We start from the raw sequence: 24,300 nt of genomic DNA, 5'->3' as shown, positions 1-24,300 counted from the left end.
TGGATTAATTATAGTTTTAAATTCTAATAAAATACTATCCTATTGACAATTTTACATTCAAAAAGTATTTTTACGGAAAACAACGACCCATGAGCCAAAAAAATAGCAACGACCTACAAGATTTACAATACTTTGGAGAGTATGGCGGAGTAAACCCGTCCATTTCAGATTCATCGACCTATACCTTTATATCCGCAAAAACTATGTTCGACACTTTTGAGGGAAATACAGAAGGCTGCTATTTATACAGCAGACATTCTTCACCTTCAAATTTATATTTAGGGGAAGCTCTAGCTGCTTTAGAAGGCACAGAAAGTGCAAATGTTACAGCGAGCGGCATGGGAGCCATTACGGCGGTAATTCTGCAAATTTGTAATGCTGGCGACCATATTATAAGCAGTAGAACTATTTACGGTGGCACATACGCCTTTATGAAAAACTTCTTGATCAAATTCGGAATCAAAACGACCTTTCTAGATATTACCGACCTTGATACTGTAGCAAATGCCATTACCCCAAGTACTAAAATGATTTATTGCGAAAGTGTCAGCAATCCGCTTTTAGAGGTGGCAGATATCTCTGCCCTATCTCGTATTACAAAGAAAAACGAACTACCCTTAGTGGTCGACAATACATTTTCACCCTTAACGATTTCCCCTGCCAAATTAGGTGCCGACATAGTTATTCATAGCCTCACCAAATTTATAAACGGAACAAGCGATTGCGTTGCCGGTGTGGTTTGTGGAACAACGGAGTTTTGCCTAAGCCTAAAAGATGTAAATAACGGGGCGGGTATGTTATTGGGCAGTACTTTAGACAGTATGCGCGCAGCATCTATTTTAAAAAATATGCGAACACTCCATATTCGGATGAAGAAACACAGTGAAAATGCACAATTTTTAGCGGAGAATTTTGAAAAGGACGGATTACGAGTGGTTTACCCAGGGCTACCATCTCACCCAGGCCATTTGATCATGGGTGATCAGATGAATACGGAATATGGTTATGGAGGATTAATAACCATAGATGTAGGAAGCTTGGAGAATGCAAATGCGCTTATGGAATTGATGCAAGAAAGAAAACTAGGTTATTTAGCTGTTAGCCTGGGCTTTTACAAAACCTTGTTCAGTGCTCCCGGAAGCTCCACATCTTCTGAAATTCCTTTAGAAGAACAAGAGGAAATGGGATTAGGCAATGGGCTTATTAGATTTTCTATTGGTCTGGACGATGATATTAAAAGAACCTATGGGTTAATGAAAAAATGTCTTTTAGATCTTAATATTCTGGATATCACAAGCATAAAAGCATAAATTCTAATTTGCAAGATGTGTTTGCACATCCGTTGCAGAAATCGTAATATTACGAAGTAACCAAACTACGTTTTAATGATTGACCAAAATACCAATGAGCATAGGGAGAATGAGCATATCGTTGACAATAAAGAACTGAGTATTTTTGCAGCTTTGGTTCCTGTAATAGCCCTAGTTGCCATGTTAGCATATAATGTTTACGTATTTGGCGACGACGCGCTCAGCGGATCAAATCAATTTATTTTATTAGTAGGTGGTGCCGTTGCGGCCATTGTAGGATTCATGAATAAAGTCTCTTACAAGCAAATGATCGCCGAAGTGGAAGAAAACATTAAATCTACCACAGGAGCCCTTCTTATACTATTAATGGTAGGCGCTTTGGCTGGAACTTGGCTGGTAAGCGGTATTATTCCGGCAATGATCTATTACGGACTTCAAATATTAAATCCTACAATATTTTTAGCGGCATGTGTAATTATCTGTGCAATCATCTCGGTAGCAACAGGAAGCAGCTGGACCACTTCTGCCACTGTAGGTATTGCATTGATCGGTATTGGTGAAGCTTTGGGTATTTCGCTGGGAATGACTGCTGGCGCAGTATTATCCGGTGCATATTTTGGAGACAAACTTTCTCCGTTAAGTGACACTACAAATTTAGCACCTGCCATGGCGGGCGGTGAACTGTTCTCTCATATTAAATACATGCTATGGACGACCGTACCGACCATATCGGTAACCTTAATCGTATTTTTAATCATCGGGTTTAGTTTAGACACTAGTGGTGAAGCCGATGTAGATGCTATTTTAGCCTCTATAGATTCTTCATTCGACATCAATGGTTGGCTATTTTTGGTACCCATTGCCGTAATTGCATTAATCGTTAAAAAAACTCCTCCATTGGCGGCGTTATTGATCGGAACGTTGTTAGCCGCAATATTTGCCTTAATTTTTCAACCCGAAATTGTTGCTGGGATTACAGGGGCATCAGAATTAAACTTTGAATCGGGTTATCAGGGAATCTTAAAAGCGATTACGGTAAGTACTGATATCCCAACGGACAATAAAGCCTTAAGCGATTTATTCTCATCAAAAGGTATGACGGGTATGTTGGGCACCATTTGGCTTATAATTTGCGCTATGTTTTTTGGCGGTATTATGGATGGTATTGGAGCTTTGGCGAGAATTACTAAATCATTATTGAGCATGGCTAAATCTACCTTCGGCTTGTTCTTTAGCACAGGTATTAGCTGTATCGTTTTAAACGGAACCGCATCCGATCAATACTTGGCAATTGTTGTACCCGGAAAAATGTTCTCAAAAGCATTTAAAGACAGAGGCTTAGCGCCTGAAAATTTAAGTAGAACACTTGAGGATACAGGTACCGTAACTTCGGTATTGATACCTTACAACACTTGTGGTGCTTACCACAGTGGTGTTCTAGGCGTTGGCGTGGCAGAATATTTTGTTTATGCCATATTTAACTGGCTGAGCCCTATAATGACATTCATCTTTGCAGGCTTCAACATTAAGATAAAAAAATTGGCTACTGGTAAGGCTTAAAATAAAAAAGTTGACCTTATCAGCATAACCGCTTCTTAATTACCAATGTGATAATTTATGGGTATAAATTTTACGTCATTCACACTAAAAACAAGTGAACTGCTACGCTATTCAAAATAGTTATTCTACTATTGAAAAATCTAATTTAGAAAGGCACTTTACCCTCTTACAAGTCTTAATTTTGCTTTATAATTAATTATAAAATAAAGACAAATTATGGCATTTGTAGGAAAGAAATTCCCAAACATTAGTGTTAACGCAATGAACGACATGGGCGATACTTTTAAACTTAATGTTTTAGAAGAAGCTCAAAAAAATAATAAAAAAGTGGTTCTTTTCTGGTACCCAAAAGATTTCACTTTTGTTTGCCCTACAGAGTTACATGCATTTCAAGCAGCTTTAGGCGAATTTGAAAAGAGAAATACGATTGTAATTGGTGCATCTTGCGATACCCCAGAAGTACACTTCGCATGGTTAAGCACAGACAAAGACAATGGTGGTATTGAAGGTGTTACTTACCCAATTTTAGCAGATAGCAACCGCAACTTATCTAGCGTTTTAGGAATATTGGATATCCAAAACGAAGTTTACGACGAAGAAACGGAAACTGTACAAGTAGAAGGTGACAACGTTACTTACAGAGCAACATACATTATTGATGAAGAAGGTGTTGTACAACACGAAAGCATCAACAATATGCCTTTAGGTAGAAATGTTGGTGAGTATTTACGTTTGGTAGATGCTTTAACGCATGTACAGGAAAAAGGTGAGGTTTGTCCTGCAAACTGGGAAGAAGGTAAAGAAGCAATGTCTGCTAATAGAGACGGTGTTGCAAGCTACCTTTCTGCTCACGCTAACTAATACTAATTTTCAATGAACATGAAGTTTAGAACTTCATGTTCATTTTATTAATCCTTAAATAACTAAGCTATGTTATTAGAATTAGAACAAGATAATTTACAGGAGATTATTGACAACAACCCTAACGTTGTAGTACAATATTCTGCTACATGGTGTGGCAACTGCAGAATCATGAAGCCAAAATTCAAAAAAGAAGCTTCACAGAACGAAAACATAACTTTCGTATTGGCAGATGCAGAAAAATTCCCTGAATCGAGAAAGTTGGCAGATGTAAGCAACTTACCTACGTTCGCTTCTTTTGAGTCAGGTAAATTAAAAAATCAGGTACAGACAAATAAGTATGACCTATTAAAAGATTTGATCGGTGAGATTACCCATAATTAAATTACTGACAGAGTTTATTGAAGAAAAAGATAGCGATTACGTTCTAGAGACTATTGAAACCTTAGAAGCGTTAACCGAGTTACCTTCCTTAAAAGATGAGGAACTAGATGTAATCGGCGAACTTATTTCAAATATGTACGGTGCCATAGAAGTTTCAAACAGCATACAAGAGGGCACGCCAAAAAAAGATGCTATGAATCAGTTTATGAAGCGTGTTTTAGGCTCCATAGACCAATAGAAGCTTTTAAAAAAGTTTAAAGTCCTTTCGTTTATGAAAGGACTTTTTTTTATCATATTCCCACCTGTTTCAACTTTATATTTTATAATTTCACAATCTCAATAATAAAAAGACAAAAGTTATGGCTTCGGTTACATTAAAAGGAAACGAAATACACACATTAGGAACTTTACCAGCCAATGGTGAAAAGGCTCCGGAATTTGAATTAACTAAGAATGACTTATCTACCGTAAAACTTTCTGATTACGAAGGCTCAAGAGTAGTTTTAAATATTTTTCCAAGTGTAGATACAGGCACTTGTGCACAATCTGTTCGTCAATTCAACCAAGAAGCTGCTGAATTGGACAACACTATTGTGCTTTGTGTTTCAAAAGATCTACCATTTGCTCAGGCAAGATTTTGTGGTGCAGAAGGCATCGAAAATGTAGAAATGCTTTCCGATTTTAAAGATGGTAATTTCGGTAAAGGATATAATGTAGCATTTTCTGATGGTCCTTTAGCTCCGTTATTATCTAGAGCAGTAGTAGTTGTTGATGAAAAAGGAAGTGTTCTATATTCTGAACAAGTTGCCGAAACTACAGAAGAGCCTAATTACAAAGCGGCATTAGAGGCATTGATGAACTAATAATAAAAAACTCATGCCCAAAGAATCTTTTTTGGTCAATCGAATTAAAAGTGTTGGTTTTGCTTTTAAAGGAGCCATACTTTTAATACGAACCGAAGCAAGTATTAAAATTCAGGTATTCATTGCTATTGTGATGACCGCCGCTGGTTTTTACTTTGATATTTCAAGCACAGAATGGATTCTTCAAATATTTGCAATAGCGCTTGTCTTGGGAATTGAAGGAATGAACACCGCTGTAGAAAAAATCGCAGATTATATTCAGCCCGAATTTGATTTGAAAATCGGTTTCATTAAAGATATTTCTGCGGGTGCAGTTATGCTGGTTTCCATTGCATCGACCATAATAGGTCTCATTATATATTTACCAAAGATATTTTAGGTAAGTTCATTGTTTCCCATAGCTCATCGTAAATTTGTAATTTAGCACCAGAATTAAGTTTTAATGGCAAAAAAGGCATCTAAATCAAAGCCAAAACCTACTAAAAAGCGCACACCGTTTAAATTATCCAAACAGAATAAAATTATTTTGGGTAGTTTGCTCATGCTATTTAGTATTGCGCTATTTTTCTCTTTTATATCGTTTTACTTCAACTGGCAAGACGATCAGAGCCTATTGTCTGAATTCAAGAACAGAAACGAACTTGCCAAAAACCTGCTTAACAAATTTGGCGCAAGCATTAGCCACTTTTTCATGTATAGAGGTTTTGGTGTTGCCTCGCTTATATTTCCATTTTTAGTGTGCTTAACCGGTATTTACCTTTTTCTTGGTCTTCCATTAAAGGCTTTGCTAAAAAAATGGATCTGGGGTTTACTTTTCGTAATTTGGATTTCTATAGCGTTAGGGTTCTTTGCAACCACTAGTCCGTTATTAGGGGGATTGGTAGGGTTTGAAATGAACGACTTTTTACAAGATTATGCTGGTAAGATCGGTGTATTACTATTATTGGTATTCGGACTCATTTTCATTTTAGTAAAATTATTCGATGTTACTCCCGAAGGTATTTCATCATTCTTTAAATCAAGAAAAGAAGCTATTTCCACAGAATTCAAAGCAAACCAAGAACGCAAAGCGAACAAGAAGAAAGAACAAGAAGATATTTTATCCACCTCACTAGAGGAAGAAGCTCCGGTGGTGGTTGATACCTATACACATAAAACAGAGATTCCTCATTTGGAAAAAGAGGAGAAAGCAAAAGATTTTGAAGTCACCGTACCAGAGCCTGAGCCGGAAGAAACCTTGGCTATGGAGGTTGAACAAGTTATAGAAGAACCAGAAGAAGTAGATGTTCTTGCCAACAAATTAGTAGACGATTTTGGTGAGTTTGACCCTACCCTAGAGCTGGGCAACTATAAATTTCCTCACATAGATCTTCTTGACCAACATGGCACCACTGGTGGTATTACCATTAATCAAGAAGAATTAGAGGAAAATAAGAATAGAATTGTAGAGACGCTTAAAAACTACAAGATTGGTATTGCCCAAATTAAGGCAACCATTGGTCCTACGGTAACCCTTTATGAAATAGTACCCGAAGCTGGGGTTAGAATAAGCAAAATTAAAAATCTTGAAGATGACATTGCATTATCATTGGCAGCCTTAGGTATACGTATCATTGCACCTATTCCAGGCAAAGGTACTATAGGTATAGAAGTACCAAATAAAAATTCCACCATAGTTTCTATGCGTTCCGTAATTGCTTCAAGCAAGTTTCAGAAAGCCGAAATGGAATTGCCAATTGCATTTGGTAAGACCATTAGCAACGAAACTTTTGTAGTGGATTTGGCAAAAATGCCTCACTTGTTAATGGCAGGTGCAACAGGCCAAGGTAAGTCTGTAGGTTTAAATGCCGTATTGACTTCTTTATTATACAAAAGGCATCCGGCAGAGGTTAAATTCATCTTAGTAGATCCAAAGAAAGTTGAACTAACGCTTTATAATAAAATAGAACGTCATTTTTTGGCTAAACTTCCAGATTCGGAAGAAGCTATTATTACCGACAACACTAAGGTTATCCACACATTGAATTCCCTTTGTATAGAAATGGACAACAGGTACGAGCTATTGAAATTGGCGATGGTTCGTAACTTAAAGGAATACAATACCAAGTTTAAGGCTAGAAAACTGAATCCGAATGACGGTCATAAATTCTTGCCTTATATCGTACTGGTCATAGATGAGTTTGCCGATTTGATCATGACTGCTGGTAAAGAAGTTGAAACACCAGTAGCAAGGTTAGCACAATTGGCTAGGGCAATTGGTATACATTTGATCATTGCAACGCAAAGACCATCGGTAAACGTAATTACAGGTATTATAAAAGCTAACTTTCCTGCGAGGTTGGCGTTTAGGGTAACTTCTAAAATAGATTCTAGAACCATTCTTGATACCGCCGGTGCAGACCAATTGATCGGTAGAGGTGACATGTTATTTACACAAGGTAATGATGTCACCCGTATTCAATGTGCTTTTGTAGATACACCCGAAGTTGCCAAAATAGTTGAATTCATTGGTAGTCAGAGAGCTTATCCTGATGCTCATGAACTGCCCGAGTATGTAGGCGAGGATTCTGGCACGAGTCTTGATAATAACGTGTCTGAAAGGGATTCTAAGTTCCGTGAAGCTGCTGAAGTTATTGTAATTGCACAACAAGGTTCAGCTTCTTTAATTCAACGTAAATTAAAGTTAGGCTATAACAGAGCCGGTAGAATTATTGATCAATTAGAAGCAGCAGGAATTGTAGGTCCGTTTGAAGGTAGTAAAGCCAGACAAGTATATGTAGCTGACATGGTTGCCCTTCAACAAATATTGGATAATGAATAATATTATAAAAGAAATGAGGAAAATTATTATTGTATTAACGGTTATGTTATCTGCAGCATTTGTAAATGCACAGGGGTCGGACAAGGCAAAAGGTTTGCTTGATGAAGTGTACAACAAAGTACAGAGTTATGACAATATTTTTGTAGACTTTAAATTCGATTTAAAAAATGCAGAAGCAGGTATCAATCAAGAAACCAGAGGCGATGTAACGCTTGCAGGTAACAAGTACATGTTCAATTATTTAGGTTCTCAACAAATTTTTGACGGTAATAAAGTGTACACCATCGTACCAGAAAATGAAGAAGTAACCATAGAAGACAAGTCAGACGACGAAAACGCCATGACCCCTTCTAAAATGTTGACTTTTTATAAAGAAGGTCACAACTATGCATGGGATATTTTACAGAACGTACAAGGTAGAAAAATACAGTATGTAAAATTGACCCCTATTGATTCAGATACCGAAATCAAATCTAGATTACTGGGTATCGATATGGGCACTAAGCATATTTACAAATTAATTGAGACCGGAAAAAACGGTACTAAGACAACCATCACTGTTAATTCTTTTAAAACAGATCAAGATTTGTCCAAAACCTTATTTACTTTTGACGAAGCTAAATATAAAGATGAAGGCTATTTCATTATAAGAAACTAGAACTATTGAGAATACTAGACCGATATATCCTATCAAGGTTCGTCTTTAATTTTGTCAGTTCGTTTGTAATATTGATGTTCATCTTCATATTTCAAACGATTTGGCTTTTTATTGATGATCTTGCCGGTAAAGGTCTTGATATCGTAATTATAGGTAAGTTTCTATTTTACCTAATGCCCGATCTTACCGAAAAGGTACTACCGCTTACAGTACTTTTATCATCCATACTCACCTTTGGGTCTATTGCAGAGAATTATGAATTCGCTGCCATGAAAGCCTCCGGTATTTCACTTCAGCGCTCCATGCTCAGTTTGATCATATTCGTTACTATTTTGGGCGGAGTCACTTTTTTCTTTGCCAATAACGTAATACCCTTGTCTCAGCGAAAAATTTACAACCTTCGTAGAAATATTGCCAAGGTTAAACCTGCTGCCGTGGTTGCCGAAGGAGTTTTCAGCGATTTTGAAGGAATGAACATTAAGGTCGATGAAAAATATGGTGAAAATGACCGCTTTCTTAAGAACGTAATCATTCACACAAAATCTGCAAACAACATCAATACTAGGGTCATCAAATCTAAGACCGGTGAGTTGATCAGTAGTGAGGATTCTGACATTATACAATTGGTTTTAAAGGATGGGCACTTGTATGAAGACGTACAAACAAAAAGCAACAACACTAAAATGAAGTTTCCTTTTGCGCAGGCAGATTTTGATACTTACACTATGAATATCGAGATTCCTGAAATCAACAACGATGAGCTTGAGGAAGAAAGGGATATCAGTACAGATAAAATGAAGAACATTTCTCGTCTTACAAAGGATATAGATTCTTTACGTGGCGATAATTTTAGAATTGTTAGAGCATTCTCAAAAAATATAGAAGGTAGAACAGGTATGTTTTCTCCTTTAGTGCAAAAAAACAAAGATTCTACCAAATCTGACATGGTTAGAAAAAAGGACTCAATAATAGAAACCAAGGCCGCAGAAGCACTAAAGAATACCGCGCTACAAGATTCTATTACCGATAATTTTTTAGTGATGTTCCCAGATTGGCAACAGATACAAATATTAAGTAGTGCCAAAAATGCAACTAGCAGTATTCTAGGAACCGTTAGCGGAAAAAAAGAAGAACTACAGAAGCGATACAAAATTTACAACATGCATATTCTGTCTTTGCACAACAAATATGCATTGGCATTTTCTTGTATCATATTATTCTTTGTCGGGGCACCACTTGGGGCAATTATAAGAAAAGGAGGCTTAGGTTTACCTATGGTAATTGCCATTGTCCTCTTCCTAATTTATTATTTCATTGGTGTATTCGCCGGAAATTATGCTAAAGAAGGCAACATACACCCAATGTTAGGTGCTTGGCTTTCAACATTGATTATGTTACCATTAGGTGTTTACCTCACAAAAAGAGCTACCGAAGATAAAGGAATGATGGATTTTGGTTTCATAGCCGATTTCTTCAAAAAGATATTCAAGAAAAAAGACAAATCTGATTCTTAACCATGACAGATCTTAACAAGATTAAATTGAACACTATAGAAGAAGCGATTGCCGATATCCGTGCAGGAAAGGTAATTATCGTTGTAGATGATGAAAATCGTGAAAATGAAGGTGATTTTTTAGCTGCGGCTGAATTGGCCACTCCTGAAACGGTCAATTTTATGGCTACACATGGTAGAGGTCTAATTTGCGCCCCTCTTACCGAAGGTAGATGTAAAGATTTAGGGCTTCATATGATGGTAAGCACCAATACTGACCCTTTGGAAACTGCATTCACGGTATCCGTTGATTTACGAGGAAAAGGAGTAACCACAGGTATTTCTGCCAGTGATCGCTCTAAAACAGTTATTGCTCTGACCGAACCAGGCACCAAACCACATGATTTGGCAAGACCAGGACATATTTTTCCTTTGGTTGCTAAAGAAGGTGGTGTATTAAGAAGAACCGGACATACAGAAGCTGCAATTGATTTTGCTCGTTTAGCGGGATTAAAACCTGCAGGAATTATCGTAGAGATAATGAATGAAGATGGAACTATGGCGCGTTTACCCCAATTGGTAGAAGTAGCCAAAAAATTTGACTTGAAAATAGTTTCCATTGAAGACCTGGTTGCTTATAGAATGGAGCACGACAGTCTAATCAATAAAGAAACCGATTTCAACATCACAACACGCTTTGGCGAGTTTCGACTAAGAGCTTACAAGCAAACGACTAACAACCATGTTCATATCGCCCTTACAAAAGGCACGTGGTCATCAGAGGAGAAGATTTTAACAAGAATTAATTCTACACTGATCAATAACGACATATTGGGCACCTTGACCCACAATCCCGATGAGCAATTGGAAGATATGTTCAAGAAAATCAATGAAGAAGGCAAAGGAGCCATAGTCTTTATCAATCAAGATTCAGAATCCTTGAATTTACTTTCAAGATTGAAGGAATTAAAAGAACTGCAAAAACAAGGTGTACACAAAGCTCCGAAAATTGAAATGGATAATAGGGATTTTGGAATAGGAGCACAAATTTTGCATGACCTTGGTATTCACAAAATGAGACTTATGACCAACAGTACCCAAGCAAAGCGCGTAGGTATAGTAGGTTATGGTTTAGAAATTATAGAATACGTATCGTACTAAAGCACTAGGCAAATCTTGCCAGAACTTCTTTCATGGTGGCTGCACGTTCAGCTACCTGTTCATCCGTCCAACTCAATTTAATGAGGCAAGATATGGTTCTACCGATCCAGGCATCCGATTTTGAGAAGTCGGTCTTGGTATAATCTGGCAATTGATTTAAAACTTCTTGAGGCAACTTTCCTAAAGACTTTTTCTGGATTAAATGCTCCCATTTTTTATAGTAATGCCAATTGTTATCGAACCAATAAAAACAAGCATCAATACCAGCTTCACCTAATGCTGTATGCGCTTTTTTAGCTATTGCTGTAGACGGTAAGAAAAATGAAATAAAAGAATAATTTTCCACTCCGCCATTGGGCACCCTTCTAAATTCAATATTAGGTAATGTTTCCAATTCTTTTCGAATAACACCGTAATGCTTTTGTTGAATATCCAAAAAATCATCTAAACGCTCTATCTGTGCGCAACCTACAGCGGCATTCAATTCTGAAATTCTGAAATTATAACCTAAAAACGGATGTGTTTCCGTACCTCTATTATTTCCCACATGGTCATGACCGTGATCGGAGTAATGATCTGCGTTGGTTTTATATGCTTCATTATTGGTTATAAGTGCACCACCCTCACCACAGGTAATGGTTTTCACATAATCAAAAGAAAAACAACCTAAATCACCATAACTTCCCAAAGGTTTACCCTCAAAACTACCTCCAATTGCTTGGCAAGCATCTTCTAACAATAATAGATCATGCTTATCACAAATAGCTTTAAGCGCACTTAAATCTGCCATAGAGCCACACATATGTACCGGCATTACAACTTTGGTCTTATCGGTAATAGCGTTCTCAACAGCAACGGGATCAAGAGTCAATGTATCATCAACATCAACCAAAATAGGAATGGCACCAATTGCTAAAATAGATTCAAAACTAGCTACGAACGTAAAGGTGGGCATAATCACTTCATCTCCTGCCCCGATGCCCGCACTGGCAAGCGCAACGGTTAAAGCCGCCGTACCACTACTGACCAATTGCGCATATTTTGACTCCATTCGTTTGGTCAAAGCCACCTCAAGTTCAAATGCCTTCCAGTGGTTGTTACGCATACCGTCAAAACCGTAACGCATTAATACACCTGAATCTAAAACATCTTGAACTTGACTTTTCTCTTTCTCTCCGAACAACTCAAAACCTGGCATGCTATCTATTTTTTATTCTACTACAAATCTTGCTTAAATTATTGGTAAAAACAAAGTTTAGCCCTTGTATCATTATTTGTAAAAAAGATGCTCGCTATAAGTTCATATCGTTGAAACCTTTATACCCAAAAGAAATCATTTGTTGAAATCCTGCCTCTATAGTTTTTACGGGTAACTTACAAGTATTGTTTTGACATACATAGATAAAGGTTTCACCATTAACAAAGCGATCTTTAAACAAAGAAATATCACTTTCTTCACGGCTACCTACAAGTATAGCATTCGCAATAAAAGTTTTGTTCATTTCTTTCAATGATTGTTCTGCATGCTCACCAACTACTACAACTTCATAAAAAGGATATGCTTGTTGCAATAATAAAGAACCCCAAGCTCCATAACTAACAGCATGGTTTTCAAAATCTGTTATGACTAACGAGCCCATGGTTTCCGCTTTGTTCAAAAATTCGGTATTATATTCTAAATGTCCTATTTTTAAAAAATTCTGTGCCATAATTGCGTTGGCAGAAGGCACCACTCCATCTGAAGTATTAACTATACTAGGAACCAATTCGTTCGGTACATTGTAATAATATAATACAGAACTACTTTGGTATTTTATATCGGCTTTTTGCATCAACTCTTTAGATATATCTAAATATTTGGTTTGCATGGTCACTTCATACAAAGAGAACGCACTTTTTGCTAAAAAGGCATAATCTTCTAAAAACACCTCTCGTTGCTTGCTATCTTTTGTATAAGAATGCACTAACTCACCATTTTGGTAATTGTATTCGGTAAGATAATTGAACACAGAAATTGCTTCGTTCAAATATGTGACATCCCCAAAAGCTTTATAAGCTTCTAAATAACCATCGATCAACAACGCATTCCAAGAAGTCAACACCTTGTAATCTTTTTTAGGTTTGGTCCTCTTTTGTCGGGCTTGGTATAAAGTTAATTTCCATTGGGCAATTTTTCCGTTTAGTTGTGCTTCATCCAAAGAATTATTCTTTAGAAATTCAGCTTTTGAAACTGTGTTGTTCAGTACATAATTTTCATCTTCCCAAACTTCAGCATCTTGTATATTATAGTATTTGGCAAAGAGATCAAAATCATCATTTAACAATGCTTGTAGTTCTGCTTTCTTCCAAATGTAATACAGTCCCTCTTCCCCATTGGTATCTGCATCCATAGCGCTAAAATACCCTCCTTTTTCACTGCGCATTTCGCTTTGTAAAAATGAATAAGTCTCTGCTACGGCAACCTTATAATATTGATTATTGGTAAGCTTATATGCTTTTGACAGCAAATTGATCAACTGTGCATTATCATATAGCATTTTTTCAAAATGAGGGACTTTCCATGTACCATCTGTACTGTATCTAAAGAAGCCACCATCTATATGGTCATAAATTCCTCCATGCACTACCTTGTTCAAGGTATTCAATACATGGTTTTTAGCATCGGCATCTTGCTGCAATACGGCATAATCTAACAACATAATCAAGTTGGTAGGCAAAATAAACTTCTCCTCCCCTTGGTTTCCTCCCCATTCTTTATCCCAGAATTTTTTCCATTCTAAAATACCGTTCTCAATACTATTTTGAGATATCGCATTTGCCAATTGCTTGGTGGGCTGATCGTAAACTTCTTGTACTCCTTCTGCCAACATAGTGGCATATTGTATCATTTTTTCTGGATTCTTCTCATATTCAGAACTGAATTTTGTTAGTATGTTTTTCCAGTCTTCTTTCTCATAGTAAGTACCCAAAAAAACCGGACTCCCATTGGGCATAATAATGGCGTTCATAGGCCATCCGCCGGTACCGTTCACCAATTGCAAAGCAGTTTGGTATACCATATCTAGATCTGGTCTTTCTTCTCGATCCACTTTAATGCTAACAAACTTATCGTTCATCAATTTGGCAACCTCTACATCTTCAAAAGATTCCTCTTCCATAACATGACACCAATGACACGTAGAATACCCAACACTTAAAACCACTAACTTATTCTCGTCGGCAGCTTTTTTAAATGCGGTATCTGACCACGGTTTCCAATCTACAGGATTATGAGCATGTTGTAATAAATATGGACTGGTTTCATTAATCAGTTCATTGGTGAATTGATGCTCTTCATTCCTTGTTCCTATATCAGTGTTTTTGTTTTGATTTTTACAAGAGCTTATAAAAAACAGTAGTAGCAATAAATAAAATAGCTTATCAACATTCATAAATACAGAAATAGAAAATGAGTTTTTCAAAGATAAATTTTATTTTCCCCAATTGCTTTGTGAATTTAAGATCCGCCTTTGATCACAACTTATTCATAGAACTAAAATTCATATAACCTAAAAATAGCACAATATGGTTTTAGCAAAAATAGACTCAAAATATAATCAGATATAGAGTAATTTTACCGATTATAATATACCAAACTACAACCTTTTAGGTTATAGTAGCAATTAAAGGAGAGCTAAAATTCATGTTCAATAAAAAATATACCGTTTTAGGCGAAACCATTCAAAAAGGTAAAGGCGCCCAGTTAAATCTAGATATCGCCAAACTACATACAAGAACAAAGATTGAGGTTCCTGTAATAGTGCAGCGCGGTAAAAAAGATGGTCCTACTTTATTGATTACAGGAGGTATTCATGGAAATGAAATCAATGGCGTCGAAATAGTACGGCAAATAGTCTCAAAGAAATTCAACCGTCCGGATTGTGGCATGGTCATTTGTATTCCTGTAGTGAACATTTTTGGATTTCTTAACCAAACCAGACAGTTTCCAGATGGCAGGGATTTAAACAGGGTTTTTCCAGGAAGCTTACGAGGTTCTTTAGCAAGTAGATTCGCGCATCACTTGGTAAAAGATATTGCCCCGGTCATAGATTATTGTATTGACTACCATACGGGTGGTGACAGCCGGTTTAACGCCCCCCAAATTAGAATTGACCGAGATGATGTTGACGGATTGGCATTGGCGAAGGTCTTTGGTGCGGAATTCATTGTAAAGTCCGCAGGAAGAGAAAAATCGTTCCGAGAAACACTTCATCAGTTGAATAAAAAAGTATTGTTGTACGAAGGCGGGAAATCGCTTCAAATAGACCATGAAATAACAGATACAGGTATTGTTGGAGCATTACGCTTAATGCATCATTTGGGTATTCGCAATTTTGAAAAAGAATTAGCTGAATATGCACTTAAAGAAACAGTGCCCAAATTGGTACATGCCTCTAAATGGATCAGGGCAAAACATTCAGGCATGTTTCATCCAAACATAAAAGTTGGGCAAGCCGTTGAAAAAGGTGACGAAATTGGAAGTATCTCCGGTCCGTTCGGGTATTTTGAAAAAAAGATTAAAGCCAAAGAAAGTGGTTATATTATTTGTATCAATGAATCACCAATTGTCAACCAAGGCGATGCTATTTTCCACATTGCCCATGATGTTGAGTAGCTAAAAAACAGCGTAGCAAATCAACTCCAAAAGTTAAAGATCATCTACAATTAAAAACAGCTACCTTACTGATTACAGGATCATTACACCATCAACAAAAAGACGGTCAAATAGATTTTTAGATCTATCTAAAAATCAATAGTTGCAATGATTTGCACCTAAAGGATACCCAAGTAAGAACATATGTAATGATCAAATATTTAAAAAAGTGGTTAAAGCAGGCTATTTTTCCTATTACCAACATTTTACACTATATAAAACACTAAAACCATACAGACCAAATGACATAATTTAAAGTTAAAGATCTCATGAAGTTGAAAACCAGTAGAACATTGATTACATTAGTGTTACGGGTATTACAAAACCACAATTTGCATGACCGAGATTGAAAAAACGCTACATAATAAAAGGGTACGACCCACTGCCATGCGCATACTTATTTACAAGTACATGGCCGGCAAGAATTCTGCAGTTGCCCTAACCGATATTGAAAACGCTTTTGACAAAGCAGAGCGCACAACATTATATCGCACTTTAAAAACATTTGAAGAAAAAGGACTCGTACATCAAATTGATGATGGTACCAATGTCTCTAAATTTGCTTTATGTGAACCAGGCTGTAATTGCGAAATCGATCAGGATCTTCACCTACATTTTCATTGTGGCAATTGCGACAAAACCGTTTGTTTGACAGAGCATAAAATACCGCATATAAATCTACCTCAAGGCTATATTGCCGAAGACGCCAATTTGGTCATTAAGGGCATATGCGAATCATGCAGTCAGCATTAAAATGCACTTCTGTTGCACGGTTCTTTTATCCACCTTTGTGGTATGACGAAAAAGAACCTAGCAAAACAAAAAGCTTCACCTCAACCCCATGGTTCGTGTGCACATTGCTGTGGAAATGACGAAACCACGGAAGCCACCGAAAAAACAACAAATTATAGCATATACTTACCGGCAATCATCAGCTTTACAATGCTGATGATTGGTTTAACCTTAGACTATTTTAAGGTTTTACCATTTTTTAAAAATCACATACGACTTGCCTGGTATATTGCAGCATACCTACCTGTTGGTTTACCGGTCTTAAAAGAAGGTTGGCAAAGTATTAAAAAAGGAAATTTTTTTACCGAATTTTTCTTAATGGGCATTGCAACAATTGGTGCCTTTGCCATTGGCGAATACCCTGAAGGTGTTGCCGTAATGGTGTTCTACGGTGTGGGCGAACTATTTCAAGGTGCAGCTGTAAAACGCGCTAGAGGCAACATTAAAGCTTTACTTGACTTACGACCGGATCACGCCTTGGTTTTCCGAAATCATAGTTATATTCCAGTGGCTCCGGAGCAAGTAAAGATTGGAGAAAAAATACAGGTTAGAGCCGGAGAAAAAATTCCTCTTGATGGAGCATTGATTTCAGAAAAAGGTTCGTTCAACACAGCTGCACTTACAGGTGAAAGCAAACCGATATCCCTAAAAAAAGGAGATCCTATTTATGCAGGTAGTATAAATACATCCGGAGTCATTGAAATCACTACCACCAAAGAATTTAAGGATAGTTCCATTGCCCGCATTCTAGATATGGTACAAAATGCAACGGCAAAAAAATCAAAAACAGAATTGTTCATTCGAAAATTTGCGAAAGTCTATACACCCATTGTTACCTATTTAGCCATAGCCCTAACATTTTTACCGTACTTTTTCGTTGCTGAATATATTTTTCAAGACTGGCTGTATCGCGCCTTAATTTTCTTAGTAATTAGTTGTCCGTGTGCGTTGGTGATTTCTATTCCCTTAGGGTATTTTGGCGGATTAGGTGCTGCATCTAGAAATGGAATACTATTTAAAGGAGCTTCTTTTTTAGATACCATGACCAAAGTAAATACGGTCGCCCTAGACAAAACAGGCACATTGACAAAAGGGGTTTTCAAAATCAAGGATCTTATTAGAGATCAACACTTTACAGAAAGTGAATTCATGAGCTACTTGACCGCCATAGAAGCACAGTCTACACACCCCATAGCAAAAGCCATTTTAGCACATGCTACTGATAAAAGTGCGTACAGCGCCACCGAAGTTCAGGAAATAGCAGGCAAAGGATTAAAGGGAAAAGTAAATGAAAAAACCGTTTTAGCAGGGAACAAAAGTTTAATGAACTCAAATCAAATAAAAGTTCCTACCGAGATAGATTCTATAATAGATTCCATAGTAATGCTAGCTATCGATGGAAAATTTGCCGGTTATGTTACCATTGCCGATGAATTAAAAGAAGACGCCTTAACAGCTATTTCAAATATGCGTAAAGCGGGAGTTAAAAAGATCATTATGCTTTCTGGTGACAAAGACTCCATCACCCAAAAGGTAGCTAAAGAATTAGGGTTGGATTGGGCAAAAGGCGGATTACTACCAGAAGAAAAACTTGAAGAAGTAGAGCAATTAAAGAAACAACCCGATACCAAAATCGCGTTTGTGGGTGATGGTATTAACGATGCGCCCGTACTTGCTACTAGTGACGTTGGCATAGCAATGGGCGGATTAGGGAGTGATGTAGCTATTGAAACAGCTGAAATTATTATACAAAACGACCAGCCTACAAAAATTGCCACGGCAATTAAAATAGGTAATTCTACCCGTAAAATCGTATGGCAGAACATTGTATTGGCTTTTGGCATAAAACTTATTGTTCTAGCTATGGGTGCCGGTGGCATGGCAACCATGTGGGAAGCCGTTTTTGCCGATGTAGGCGTTGCACTTTTAGCAATATTAAATGCCGTAAGACTTCAAAAAATGCAGTGGGATTAAAAGGCAATTCGAGCGCAGTCGAGAACTTGTAAGTCAGAAAAATTAGTAGCAATCCGTTTTCAACTGCTCGCCTTGCTCGAAAGCTTCAAAAGAGATGGCATCGTTGTCTTCCAACAATTTTTCAATTACATCAAGCACATCATGCTGCATGGCCAAAGAACCACAAAGCATAATCGTACCACCTTGAGCTATGGTTTTAAGAATCAATTCTTTTTCATCGGCAACAGCATCTTGTATATATTGTCTTTCACCCTCTCGTGAATACGTGGTAAAAAGTTTGAACTCACCCACTCTCGCAACTTTATTTTCCAAAATATCGTTATAGATTGCCTGAGAAGCGGCTGTACGACCTCCCCAAAACAAGGAGATATTCTGAGACGTGTTTTCCGAGATCATTCCTAAGAACGGAGCTATGCCGGTTCCATTGGAAATAAAAACTACATTATTGGCTTTTTTAGGAAAATGAAACTCCTCATTTCTATCAATAGCCGCATGAATACTTTGCCCTACTTTTAATCCGAAGAGAAAATTAGAGCCCCTTCCTAATTCATGCTTTTTAATACTCAGCAATATATCACCACCTATACGGGCAATGGAATATTGACGAACCAAATCATCATTATTAGGAAAAACAGCCAATAGGTCGCCAGAAACAAATTCGATGGAAGATTGCGGACGCAAACGCAGTAAGAAGGTGTCATCGACATTCAACTCCGTTCGTTCCACTACTTCAAATTCGACTTTCTTATATTTCTTTTTCTTGACAAGGGGTCGCTCTACCGGAATGGTAAAACCTACTTTGTTCGAGAATTGAGTCATCCAAAGTTCAAAAGATTCAAAATTTGCCTGGTTAATTTTAAATAACGACAATTGTCTCTTAAAACTTTTTGAAGCATTGATCTGGCGGTCTACCTCTATTGCATACTTACAATAATCAGGGTAGTCCAATGATCCAAAACCAACTACTGAAAAATCTATGGTATTCGGTTGTTCTACCGTTGAAAATTTTGCCGGGAATTTACGGGCATTCGTAGGCGGCTCGCCCTCACCATAGGTAGATGTAAAAACGATAATGTTTTTTGCTTTTAAATAAGTGGTGTATTTGTTCAGCTCCGTTAAATAGACCTTCTTACCTACTTGTGTTAATCCATTATAAAATCGCTGTGCAAAATCGAATGCCGTACCACTTTCAGAACCAACTAAAATTATATATTCACATTCATCCTTATTGGGCATTTGAGCAATACCTTTTGCTTTCTTTCTTCGCTTTACGGTCATTACAAAGCCAGAATACATAAAGAATAAAATAGATGCACTGGCGAGTAGCAAAATAATGGACCAAATAACGTTACCCTCACCAGTATGTAGCACTAAACTTAAGTGAGAAGCTAAGGTTACAAACGGGTAATCACCACTGCTAACAATTTCACCAGTTTGTTGATTTACCTCCACTTCCCTATCCTGCAAGGCAATGAGATAGTATTCTTCTGGATCGTCTGAAAAGGGAAATTCTACCTGGCGTATATCTGCCAAGGTAGTTTCCTTAAAAAACGGAATATCCGTAATGTTTTCGTATTTCTGGACTGAAATGCTTACCGGTACCTCAACCTGATCAACCGTTGTTTCCGGCAATAAATTAAATTTTTCCGCAGATAAATATACCCCGGTAAATGCAAGAATTACAATCGGTATAAAGAACCATCTACTTAACACGACGTGGTACTTCAGTTCAAAGTAATCTTTCTGGACTTTTGTAAATAATTTCAAAAATCCGCCTTGGCGCTTAGCTAACAAAACCAATCCGGTAACAGCAATAATCAATAATAGTAATGAAATTAGACCAACAAAGAACCTACCTATACTTTTTAAGAAAAGTGAACGGTGTACATTGGTAGCAAAAGTGTATACATAAGGTCGTTCTTCTACTTCACCAAGCTGCTCTGCCGTAACGGGATCAATATACACATCTAAGGTTTCCATCTCCATGGTCAATACAGATGCTTTTACAAAGTCAGAAGATTCCACTTCTAGCCCCAAGACTTCATCATATGTATTTTTTAATGCATCTATAGTAGTTGCCAAAGGTACTTGCTCAAGATTTGCCACCGCATATCCTTTTGTTTGATGCGAAATTGGTTCTATGGCAAGAATAACACCCGTAATAGAAGCCACCACTAAAAATAAAGATGAAATTAAAGCAAGCGTAAGATGGCTATAACGCCAAATGGAAATGGTCATAAGTAGGGATGTAGTTTTATAGCCAATTATTATTTAAAAACTTCCAGAATGGTCTTAATTAGTCATTCTGGAAGTTTAATTGTGTTTGAAAAATTAATATTCAATATCATTTCTATCATAGTCGAAAATTCATTGGGTTGTTGCCCAAAAGCATTTCGACTGCGCTCAATGTGACATGTTTCCTTCATTAAATAGATTACTTCGTCGCGAAATGCTCCTCGCAAAGACGACTTCTATTTAAAACGTCATTACGAACAAAGTGAAGTATTCTGCTTAATCACAAACCCAAACTCCCCACTTTCAACAGATTGCTACATCGCGAAATGCTCCTCGCAAAGACGACTTCTATTTAAAACGTCATTACGAACAACGTGAAGTAATCTGCTTAATGATCAACCTAAACTCGCTTATTGCCTATATTCAACAGATTGCTTCGTCGCGAAAAGCTCCTCGCAAAGACGTTTTTAAATACTTATTGAGGTAGCATACGTATATACCTAATAAATCCTTTACCTTCTACCTTTGTTTTCAAGTTTTCGGTAGTTAAAGGAAATTGAATATCGTCTGCAAAATAGCCTTTGTCCTCTACAGAAGTTTCAAAACGAAGGTTATACCCTTGGTCTATTTTATCATTTGGAATCTGAAGCACATTCAATGCTCTTTCTCCACCACTAATGGTTTCACCAGAAATAGCATCGATATTTGGGCGATGCTTTCCATAGAATTTCCACCACTCCGTAATTTCACTATACCATTCGCTGTCTTGACCTTGTACGTACAAAGTCTCTACATATTCATTATCGGCATCTACGATAGATACAATTAAATAAGCCCCTTCACCAGAATAATTAGTTAATTGAATTAAGCACTTTACCGCTGTTTTATCTACTACTGTGAATGCCGATAACAATGACCCGACCAAAACTACTGCCGGAATAAATTTTAAAAATCTTTTCATTTCTATAATCAATTATGCTTTTTATTGCTTTAAAAAGTTCAATGACGTATTTCCTTTTTGCAACATTTCATTTTCACTTGCCAAATCGTAAACGGTTTCTTCAAAATCGGTCTTACTATTAGCATCAGCCCCTTTAGCGATCAAAAATTTAAGAAGCTTATCATTTTCCGCTTTCATTGCCGCAACATGTAAAGCAGTCATACCTTCATCATTTTTTGCATTTACGTCGATATTAAAATCAGCTACTTTTTTCATTAATTGCAGGTCGTTCTTTTTAGCTGCCACGTGGTATAGGGTATTTCCTTCCCCTTGAACCGTATTGAATTTTAAACCTTTTGCTTTCAACAAAGCGAGTTTAGCATCAAAAGACTTCGCATTTCTCTTATTATAAGAATCCGCTAAAAAGTAAGCAGCCGTATTACCAGCGGCATCTGTAGCATTGATATCTGCACCTTTTTCAATTAAAAATGAAACTACATCAGCTTTATTACCGTGAGCAGCAAGCATTAATGCCGTTTCACCATCTTTATTTGCGGTATTGATATCCTTTACATCTTTAGCGAACAATTGAACCACCTTTAAATCGTTTCTTGCCGCAGCATTCAAGAACGGAGTATTACCCTCGGCATCTGCTTGGTTAACATCTGCACCAGCATTTAAGAAGAGTTCAAAAATGGCAACATCTTTATTTCCAGAAGCCAAACGGTGTAATGGAGTACTACCGCTAGTCTCAACAATATTAGGTTCCAATCCTAGACCTTTTAAATAGGTATAGACAGGTAGACCGTTACTAAAACCACGCCCGCCTTGAGATGCGAACATAAAAGCATTACCGCCATTGTTGTTCAATGTTTTATAATCTACCCCTTTAGCAACCAATAATTTTAGAAAATCTATATTTCCTTTTTTAGAAGCGTAATTAAAGATGCCGTTACCGTCTTCATCTTTACTATTTAGGGCAAAGCCCTTATCTAAAAAGAACTGTAAATCGTCTTCAGTTTTAAGAGATGGCGCCGCTAACAATAAAAGGTTGGCACCGTGTTCATTTTTTTCTTCGATCAAATTAACACCCTTAGCCTCAAAAGCATTATAGATCTCAGGATTTGTAAGTCCCGCATTTGCACCAAAAGCAAGTGGTGTAAATCTATGACTATCCAAAGCTGTTACCGAAGCCCCTTGATCCAAAAGGTATTGTACCAATTCGGCATCACCGGCATAAGCCGCCCAATGTAAATAAATACGACTATCATGGGTTTTCTTATCTACTTCGTTACCATCTAGCGATAATAAATATTTTACCACCTCGGTATCAGATTTACTGGTAATTGCCAATGTAGTAGCATCAAAAGAGTTGCTATCCTTAATAACAGGATCATTACCCTCTGCTATTTTTTGCTTAACAGTGGCAACACTAGGGTTGTTTTTCCAGAATTTACGATCTAAAAGTTCATTTTTCTGCTGAGCTATACCAGTGAAGCTTACAAACAACAGAGCGGTTAGGGCTATTTGTTTAACGGTTTTCATGTTCTTATTTTTTAACGAATGATTCAATTACTTCTTCAATTTCCTCTTCTTGATTATATTCATCATCAAAAAGATATTTATACAACACTTTATTATCTACTTTTTCTTCTAGGGTAAGGTTTTGGTTTCTTCCATAAACATCGTCCCACTTGGCACGTACCATTGCCCATTTATCTCCATTGGATTTCCACCATGCTGCCGCAGCGGCACATCTACTATCATCTACCTTTACATATGTGTTATATCCTTTCTCCTGTGCAAGAATTATATCTTCTTTACCAGCTTCACGAATTACCTTTTTGTTATCTTGGTCGTGCAACCAACCGTAATCCGTTACTTCATGGCGGTTGCCACGTACGGTCAAATTATAATCACTTCTCGTAGTGTACTCACGTCTTGGTAATGGAGCATCTGAAGTATTCTCCCAAAAACTCTTACCGTCTACGTGCACCCAAGTAGAAGAACCTTCGTAACGCGGACTATCATCTACTTGAAACACTTTTTGCGTCCACTGCCCTTTTACTTGATCGGCAGGTAATTTTTTATAGGTCCATGTGTTATCCGCATTATAGGAATAGAGGTCGGTATTCTCATACAGCCAATCTTGTCTCCAATGTTTTACAATATGCGGATCAGCAGGGTTACCTACCTGTAATAAATGTTGTATGGAGATTTTATCATCCTCATCCGTTACCAATTCTGCCCATTCCAAACCTTTATCCACTTTAGTCTTGGAAGGTTTATATAAGGAATCCGTACTATGATTAAAAGTCTCGGCAAAATTGAACGTAACCTCAAAACAACCGCACATGCTCTTTATAGCCTCGCGGTCTTCTTTCATCTTTGCCCTTTGGGCAATGGCACCTACAGATAGTACTAGTGCCAATATGGTAGGTAAAACTGTTTTCATTTTACGGGTAAGGTATTTTAATGTTCGAGACAAAAATAACTATTTTAATTCATTCTAAATAAAAATTGTTTATATATTTGAACATTATTAAGAATAAGTCT

The 24,300-nt window shown here is 37.2% G+C and carries 20 protein-coding genes; 14 read left to right on the top strand and 6 right to left on the bottom strand.

What is annotated here, in order from left to right:
- The first annotated feature begins 89 nt into the window (after positions 1 to 89).
- The 11 genes from EXIGUO8A_RS14755 to ribB all read left to right on the top strand — a co-directional run bounded on the left by EXIGUO8A_RS14755 (position 90) and on the right by ribB (position 11,110).
- Positions 90 to 1,310 (top strand): aminotransferase class I/II-fold pyridoxal phosphate-dependent enzyme, encoded by a 1,221-nt coding sequence (locus EXIGUO8A_RS14755; protein ID WP_159303727.1) that lies wholly within the window; start codon positions 90 to 92, stop codon positions 1,308 to 1,310.
- 75 nt (positions 1,311 to 1,385) lie between these two features.
- On the top strand, positions 1,386 to 2,870 hold the full coding sequence (nhaC, locus tag EXIGUO8A_RS14750; protein ID WP_159303726.1) for a Na+/H+ antiporter NhaC: 1,485 nt from the start codon (positions 1,386 to 1,388) through the stop codon (positions 2,868 to 2,870).
- A gap of 216 nt (positions 2,871 to 3,086) precedes the next feature.
- Positions 3,087 to 3,731: a peroxiredoxin gene (locus EXIGUO8A_RS14745; RefSeq protein WP_116772306.1), complete on the top strand. Its 645-nt coding sequence runs from the start codon at positions 3,087 to 3,089 to the stop codon at positions 3,729 to 3,731.
- Positions 3,732 to 3,800: 69 nt separating this feature from the next.
- Entirely contained in the window at positions 3,801 to 4,115 is a 315-nt protein-coding gene (locus tag EXIGUO8A_RS14740) for a thioredoxin family protein (RefSeq protein WP_159303725.1), read from the top strand.
- Entirely contained in the window at positions 4,096 to 4,353 is a 258-nt protein-coding gene (locus EXIGUO8A_RS14735; RefSeq protein ID WP_159303724.1) for a DUF6952 family protein, read from the top strand. Before EXIGUO8A_RS14740 ends, EXIGUO8A_RS14735 begins: the two co-directional genes overlap by 20 nt.
- A 121-nt stretch (positions 4,354 to 4,474) precedes the next feature.
- Positions 4,475 to 4,978, top strand: coding sequence for a thiol peroxidase (gene tpx, locus EXIGUO8A_RS14730; protein WP_159303723.1), 504 nt, complete (start codon positions 4,475 to 4,477; stop codon positions 4,976 to 4,978).
- Between the two features lie 13 nt (positions 4,979 to 4,991).
- Positions 4,992 to 5,357 carry a diacylglycerol kinase gene (locus EXIGUO8A_RS14725; RefSeq protein ID WP_116772302.1) on the top strand — a complete coding sequence of 122 codons (366 nt, stop codon included), beginning with the start codon at positions 4,992 to 4,994 and terminating at the stop codon, positions 5,355 to 5,357.
- Between the two features lie 63 nt (positions 5,358 to 5,420).
- The gene (locus tag EXIGUO8A_RS14720) at positions 5,421 to 7,799 is read left to right on the top strand and encodes an FtsK/SpoIIIE family DNA translocase (protein WP_159303722.1); all 2,379 of its coding nucleotides are present in this window, start codon (positions 5,421 to 5,423) and stop codon (positions 7,797 to 7,799) included.
- Between the two features lie 13 nt (positions 7,800 to 7,812).
- Complete coding sequence (locus EXIGUO8A_RS14715) at positions 7,813 to 8,457, top strand: LolA family protein (RefSeq protein WP_159304489.1); 645 nt, start codon at positions 7,813 to 7,815, stop codon at positions 8,455 to 8,457.
- A 74-nt stretch (positions 8,458 to 8,531) separates the two neighbouring features.
- Positions 8,532 to 9,971: an LptF/LptG family permease gene (locus tag EXIGUO8A_RS14710; protein ID WP_236564498.1), complete on the top strand. Its 1,440-nt coding sequence runs from the start codon at positions 8,532 to 8,534 to the stop codon at positions 9,969 to 9,971.
- A gap of 2 nt (positions 9,972 to 9,973) precedes the next feature.
- Positions 9,974 to 11,110, top strand: coding sequence for a 3,4-dihydroxy-2-butanone-4-phosphate synthase (gene ribB / locus EXIGUO8A_RS14705; RefSeq protein ID WP_159303720.1), 1,137 nt, complete (start codon positions 9,974 to 9,976; stop codon positions 11,108 to 11,110).
- Positions 11,111 to 11,114: 4 nt separating this feature from the next.
- Here ribB and EXIGUO8A_RS14700 read toward each other — a convergent pair whose 3' ends face one another.
- Together EXIGUO8A_RS14700 and EXIGUO8A_RS14695 are read right to left on the bottom strand one after the other, a co-directional pair.
- Positions 11,115 to 12,308, bottom strand: a complete 1,194-nt coding sequence (locus tag EXIGUO8A_RS14700) for a DegT/DnrJ/EryC1/StrS family aminotransferase (protein ID WP_159303719.1) — start codon at positions 12,306 to 12,308, stop codon at positions 11,115 to 11,117.
- Between the two features lie 94 nt (positions 12,309 to 12,402).
- Positions 12,403 to 14,571: a thioredoxin domain-containing protein gene (locus EXIGUO8A_RS14695; protein WP_159303718.1), complete on the bottom strand. Its 2,169-nt coding sequence runs from the start codon at positions 14,569 to 14,571 to the stop codon at positions 12,403 to 12,405.
- A 221-nt stretch (positions 14,572 to 14,792) separates the two neighbouring features.
- On the opposite strand from EXIGUO8A_RS14695, the gene EXIGUO8A_RS14690 reads away from it, so the two are divergent.
- The 3 genes from EXIGUO8A_RS14690 (at position 14,793) to EXIGUO8A_RS14680 (ending at position 18,569) form a co-directional block, all read left to right on the top strand.
- A complete protein-coding gene (locus EXIGUO8A_RS14690) occupies positions 14,793 to 15,764 on the top strand; it encodes a succinylglutamate desuccinylase/aspartoacylase family protein (protein ID WP_159303717.1) in 972 nt (323 codons plus the stop codon).
- Positions 15,765 to 16,139: 375 nt separating this feature from the next.
- Complete coding sequence (locus tag EXIGUO8A_RS14685; protein WP_116772295.1) at positions 16,140 to 16,556, top strand: Fur family transcriptional regulator; 417 nt, start codon at positions 16,140 to 16,142, stop codon at positions 16,554 to 16,556.
- Positions 16,557 to 16,598: 42 nt separating this feature from the next.
- Positions 16,599 to 18,569: a heavy metal translocating P-type ATPase gene (locus tag EXIGUO8A_RS14680; protein WP_159303716.1), complete on the top strand. Its 1,971-nt coding sequence runs from the start codon at positions 16,599 to 16,601 to the stop codon at positions 18,567 to 18,569.
- 42 nt (positions 18,570 to 18,611) lie between these two features.
- On the opposite strand, the gene EXIGUO8A_RS14675 is transcribed toward EXIGUO8A_RS14680, so the two are convergent.
- From EXIGUO8A_RS14675 to EXIGUO8A_RS14660, 4 genes are all read right to left on the bottom strand, one after another.
- On the bottom strand, positions 18,612 to 20,807 hold the full coding sequence (locus EXIGUO8A_RS14675; RefSeq protein WP_159303715.1) for a PepSY domain-containing protein: 2,196 nt from the start codon (positions 20,805 to 20,807) through the stop codon (positions 18,612 to 18,614).
- A 472-nt stretch (positions 20,808 to 21,279) separates the two neighbouring features.
- On the bottom strand, positions 21,280 to 21,765 hold the full coding sequence (locus EXIGUO8A_RS14670) for a DUF2271 domain-containing protein (protein ID WP_159303714.1): 486 nt from the start codon (positions 21,763 to 21,765) through the stop codon (positions 21,280 to 21,282).
- Positions 21,766 to 21,786: 21 nt separating this feature from the next.
- Positions 21,787 to 23,289 carry an ankyrin repeat domain-containing protein gene (locus EXIGUO8A_RS14665; protein ID WP_159303713.1) on the bottom strand — a complete coding sequence of 501 codons (1,503 nt, stop codon included), beginning with the start codon at positions 23,287 to 23,289 and terminating at the stop codon, positions 21,787 to 21,789.
- Positions 23,290 to 23,293: 4 nt separating this feature from the next.
- The gene (locus EXIGUO8A_RS14660) at positions 23,294 to 24,199 is read right to left on the bottom strand and encodes a DUF6607 family protein (protein WP_159303712.1); all 906 of its coding nucleotides are present in this window, start codon (positions 24,197 to 24,199) and stop codon (positions 23,294 to 23,296) included.
- Positions 24,200 to 24,300: the final 101 nt, after the last annotated feature.

This window comes from Maribacter litoralis, assembly GCF_902506355.1.
In the GTDB taxonomy this organism is placed as follows: domain Bacteria; phylum Bacteroidota; class Bacteroidia; order Flavobacteriales; family Flavobacteriaceae; genus Maribacter; species Maribacter litoralis.
Note: the sequence above shows the minus strand (reverse complement) of the source record. Positions and strands in the feature narration are given on the sequence as shown.

Bases quoted from the DNA above. Each gene is read 5' to 3' on its own strand.
- EXIGUO8A_RS14755 (WP_159303727.1), top strand. From the start codon at position 90: ATGAGCCAAAAAAATAGCAACGACCTACAAGATTTACAATACTTTGGA.
- nhaC (WP_159303726.1), top strand. From the start codon at position 1,386: ATGATTGACCAAAATACCAATGAGCATAGGGAGAATGAGCATATCGTT.
- EXIGUO8A_RS14745 (WP_116772306.1), top strand. From the start codon at position 3,087: ATGGCATTTGTAGGAAAGAAATTCCCAAACATTAGTGTTAACGCAATG.
- EXIGUO8A_RS14740 (WP_159303725.1), top strand. From the start codon at position 3,801: ATGTTATTAGAATTAGAACAAGATAATTTACAGGAGATTATTGACAAC.
- tpx (WP_159303723.1), top strand. From the start codon at position 4,475: ATGGCTTCGGTTACATTAAAAGGAAACGAAATACACACATTAGGAACT.
- EXIGUO8A_RS14725 (WP_116772302.1), top strand. From the start codon at position 4,992: ATGCCCAAAGAATCTTTTTTGGTCAATCGAATTAAAAGTGTTGGTTTT.
- EXIGUO8A_RS14720 (WP_159303722.1), top strand. From the start codon at position 5,421: ATGGCAAAAAAGGCATCTAAATCAAAGCCAAAACCTACTAAAAAGCGC.
- EXIGUO8A_RS14715 (WP_159304489.1), top strand. From the start codon at position 7,813: ATGAGGAAAATTATTATTGTATTAACGGTTATGTTATCTGCAGCATTT.
- EXIGUO8A_RS14710 (WP_236564498.1), top strand. From the start codon at position 8,532: ATGTTCATCTTCATATTTCAAACGATTTGGCTTTTTATTGATGATCTT.
- ribB (WP_159303720.1), top strand. From the start codon at position 9,974: ATGACAGATCTTAACAAGATTAAATTGAACACTATAGAAGAAGCGATT.
- EXIGUO8A_RS14700 (WP_159303719.1), bottom strand. From the start codon at position 12,308: ATGCCAGGTTTTGAGTTGTTCGGAGAGAAAGAGAAAAGTCAAGTTCAA.
- EXIGUO8A_RS14690 (WP_159303717.1), top strand. From the start codon at position 14,793: ATGTTCAATAAAAAATATACCGTTTTAGGCGAAACCATTCAAAAAGGT.
- EXIGUO8A_RS14685 (WP_116772295.1), top strand. From the start codon at position 16,140: ATGACCGAGATTGAAAAAACGCTACATAATAAAAGGGTACGACCCACT.
- EXIGUO8A_RS14680 (WP_159303716.1), top strand. From the start codon at position 16,599: ATGACGAAAAAGAACCTAGCAAAACAAAAAGCTTCACCTCAACCCCAT.
- EXIGUO8A_RS14675 (WP_159303715.1), bottom strand. From the start codon at position 20,807: ATGACCATTTCCATTTGGCGTTATAGCCATCTTACGCTTGCTTTAATT.
- EXIGUO8A_RS14670 (WP_159303714.1), bottom strand. From the start codon at position 21,765: ATGAAAAGATTTTTAAAATTTATTCCGGCAGTAGTTTTGGTCGGGTCA.
- EXIGUO8A_RS14665 (WP_159303713.1), bottom strand. From the start codon at position 23,289: ATGAAAACCGTTAAACAAATAGCCCTAACCGCTCTGTTGTTTGTAAGC.
- EXIGUO8A_RS14660 (WP_159303712.1), bottom strand. From the start codon at position 24,199: ATGAAAACAGTTTTACCTACCATATTGGCACTAGTACTATCTGTAGGT.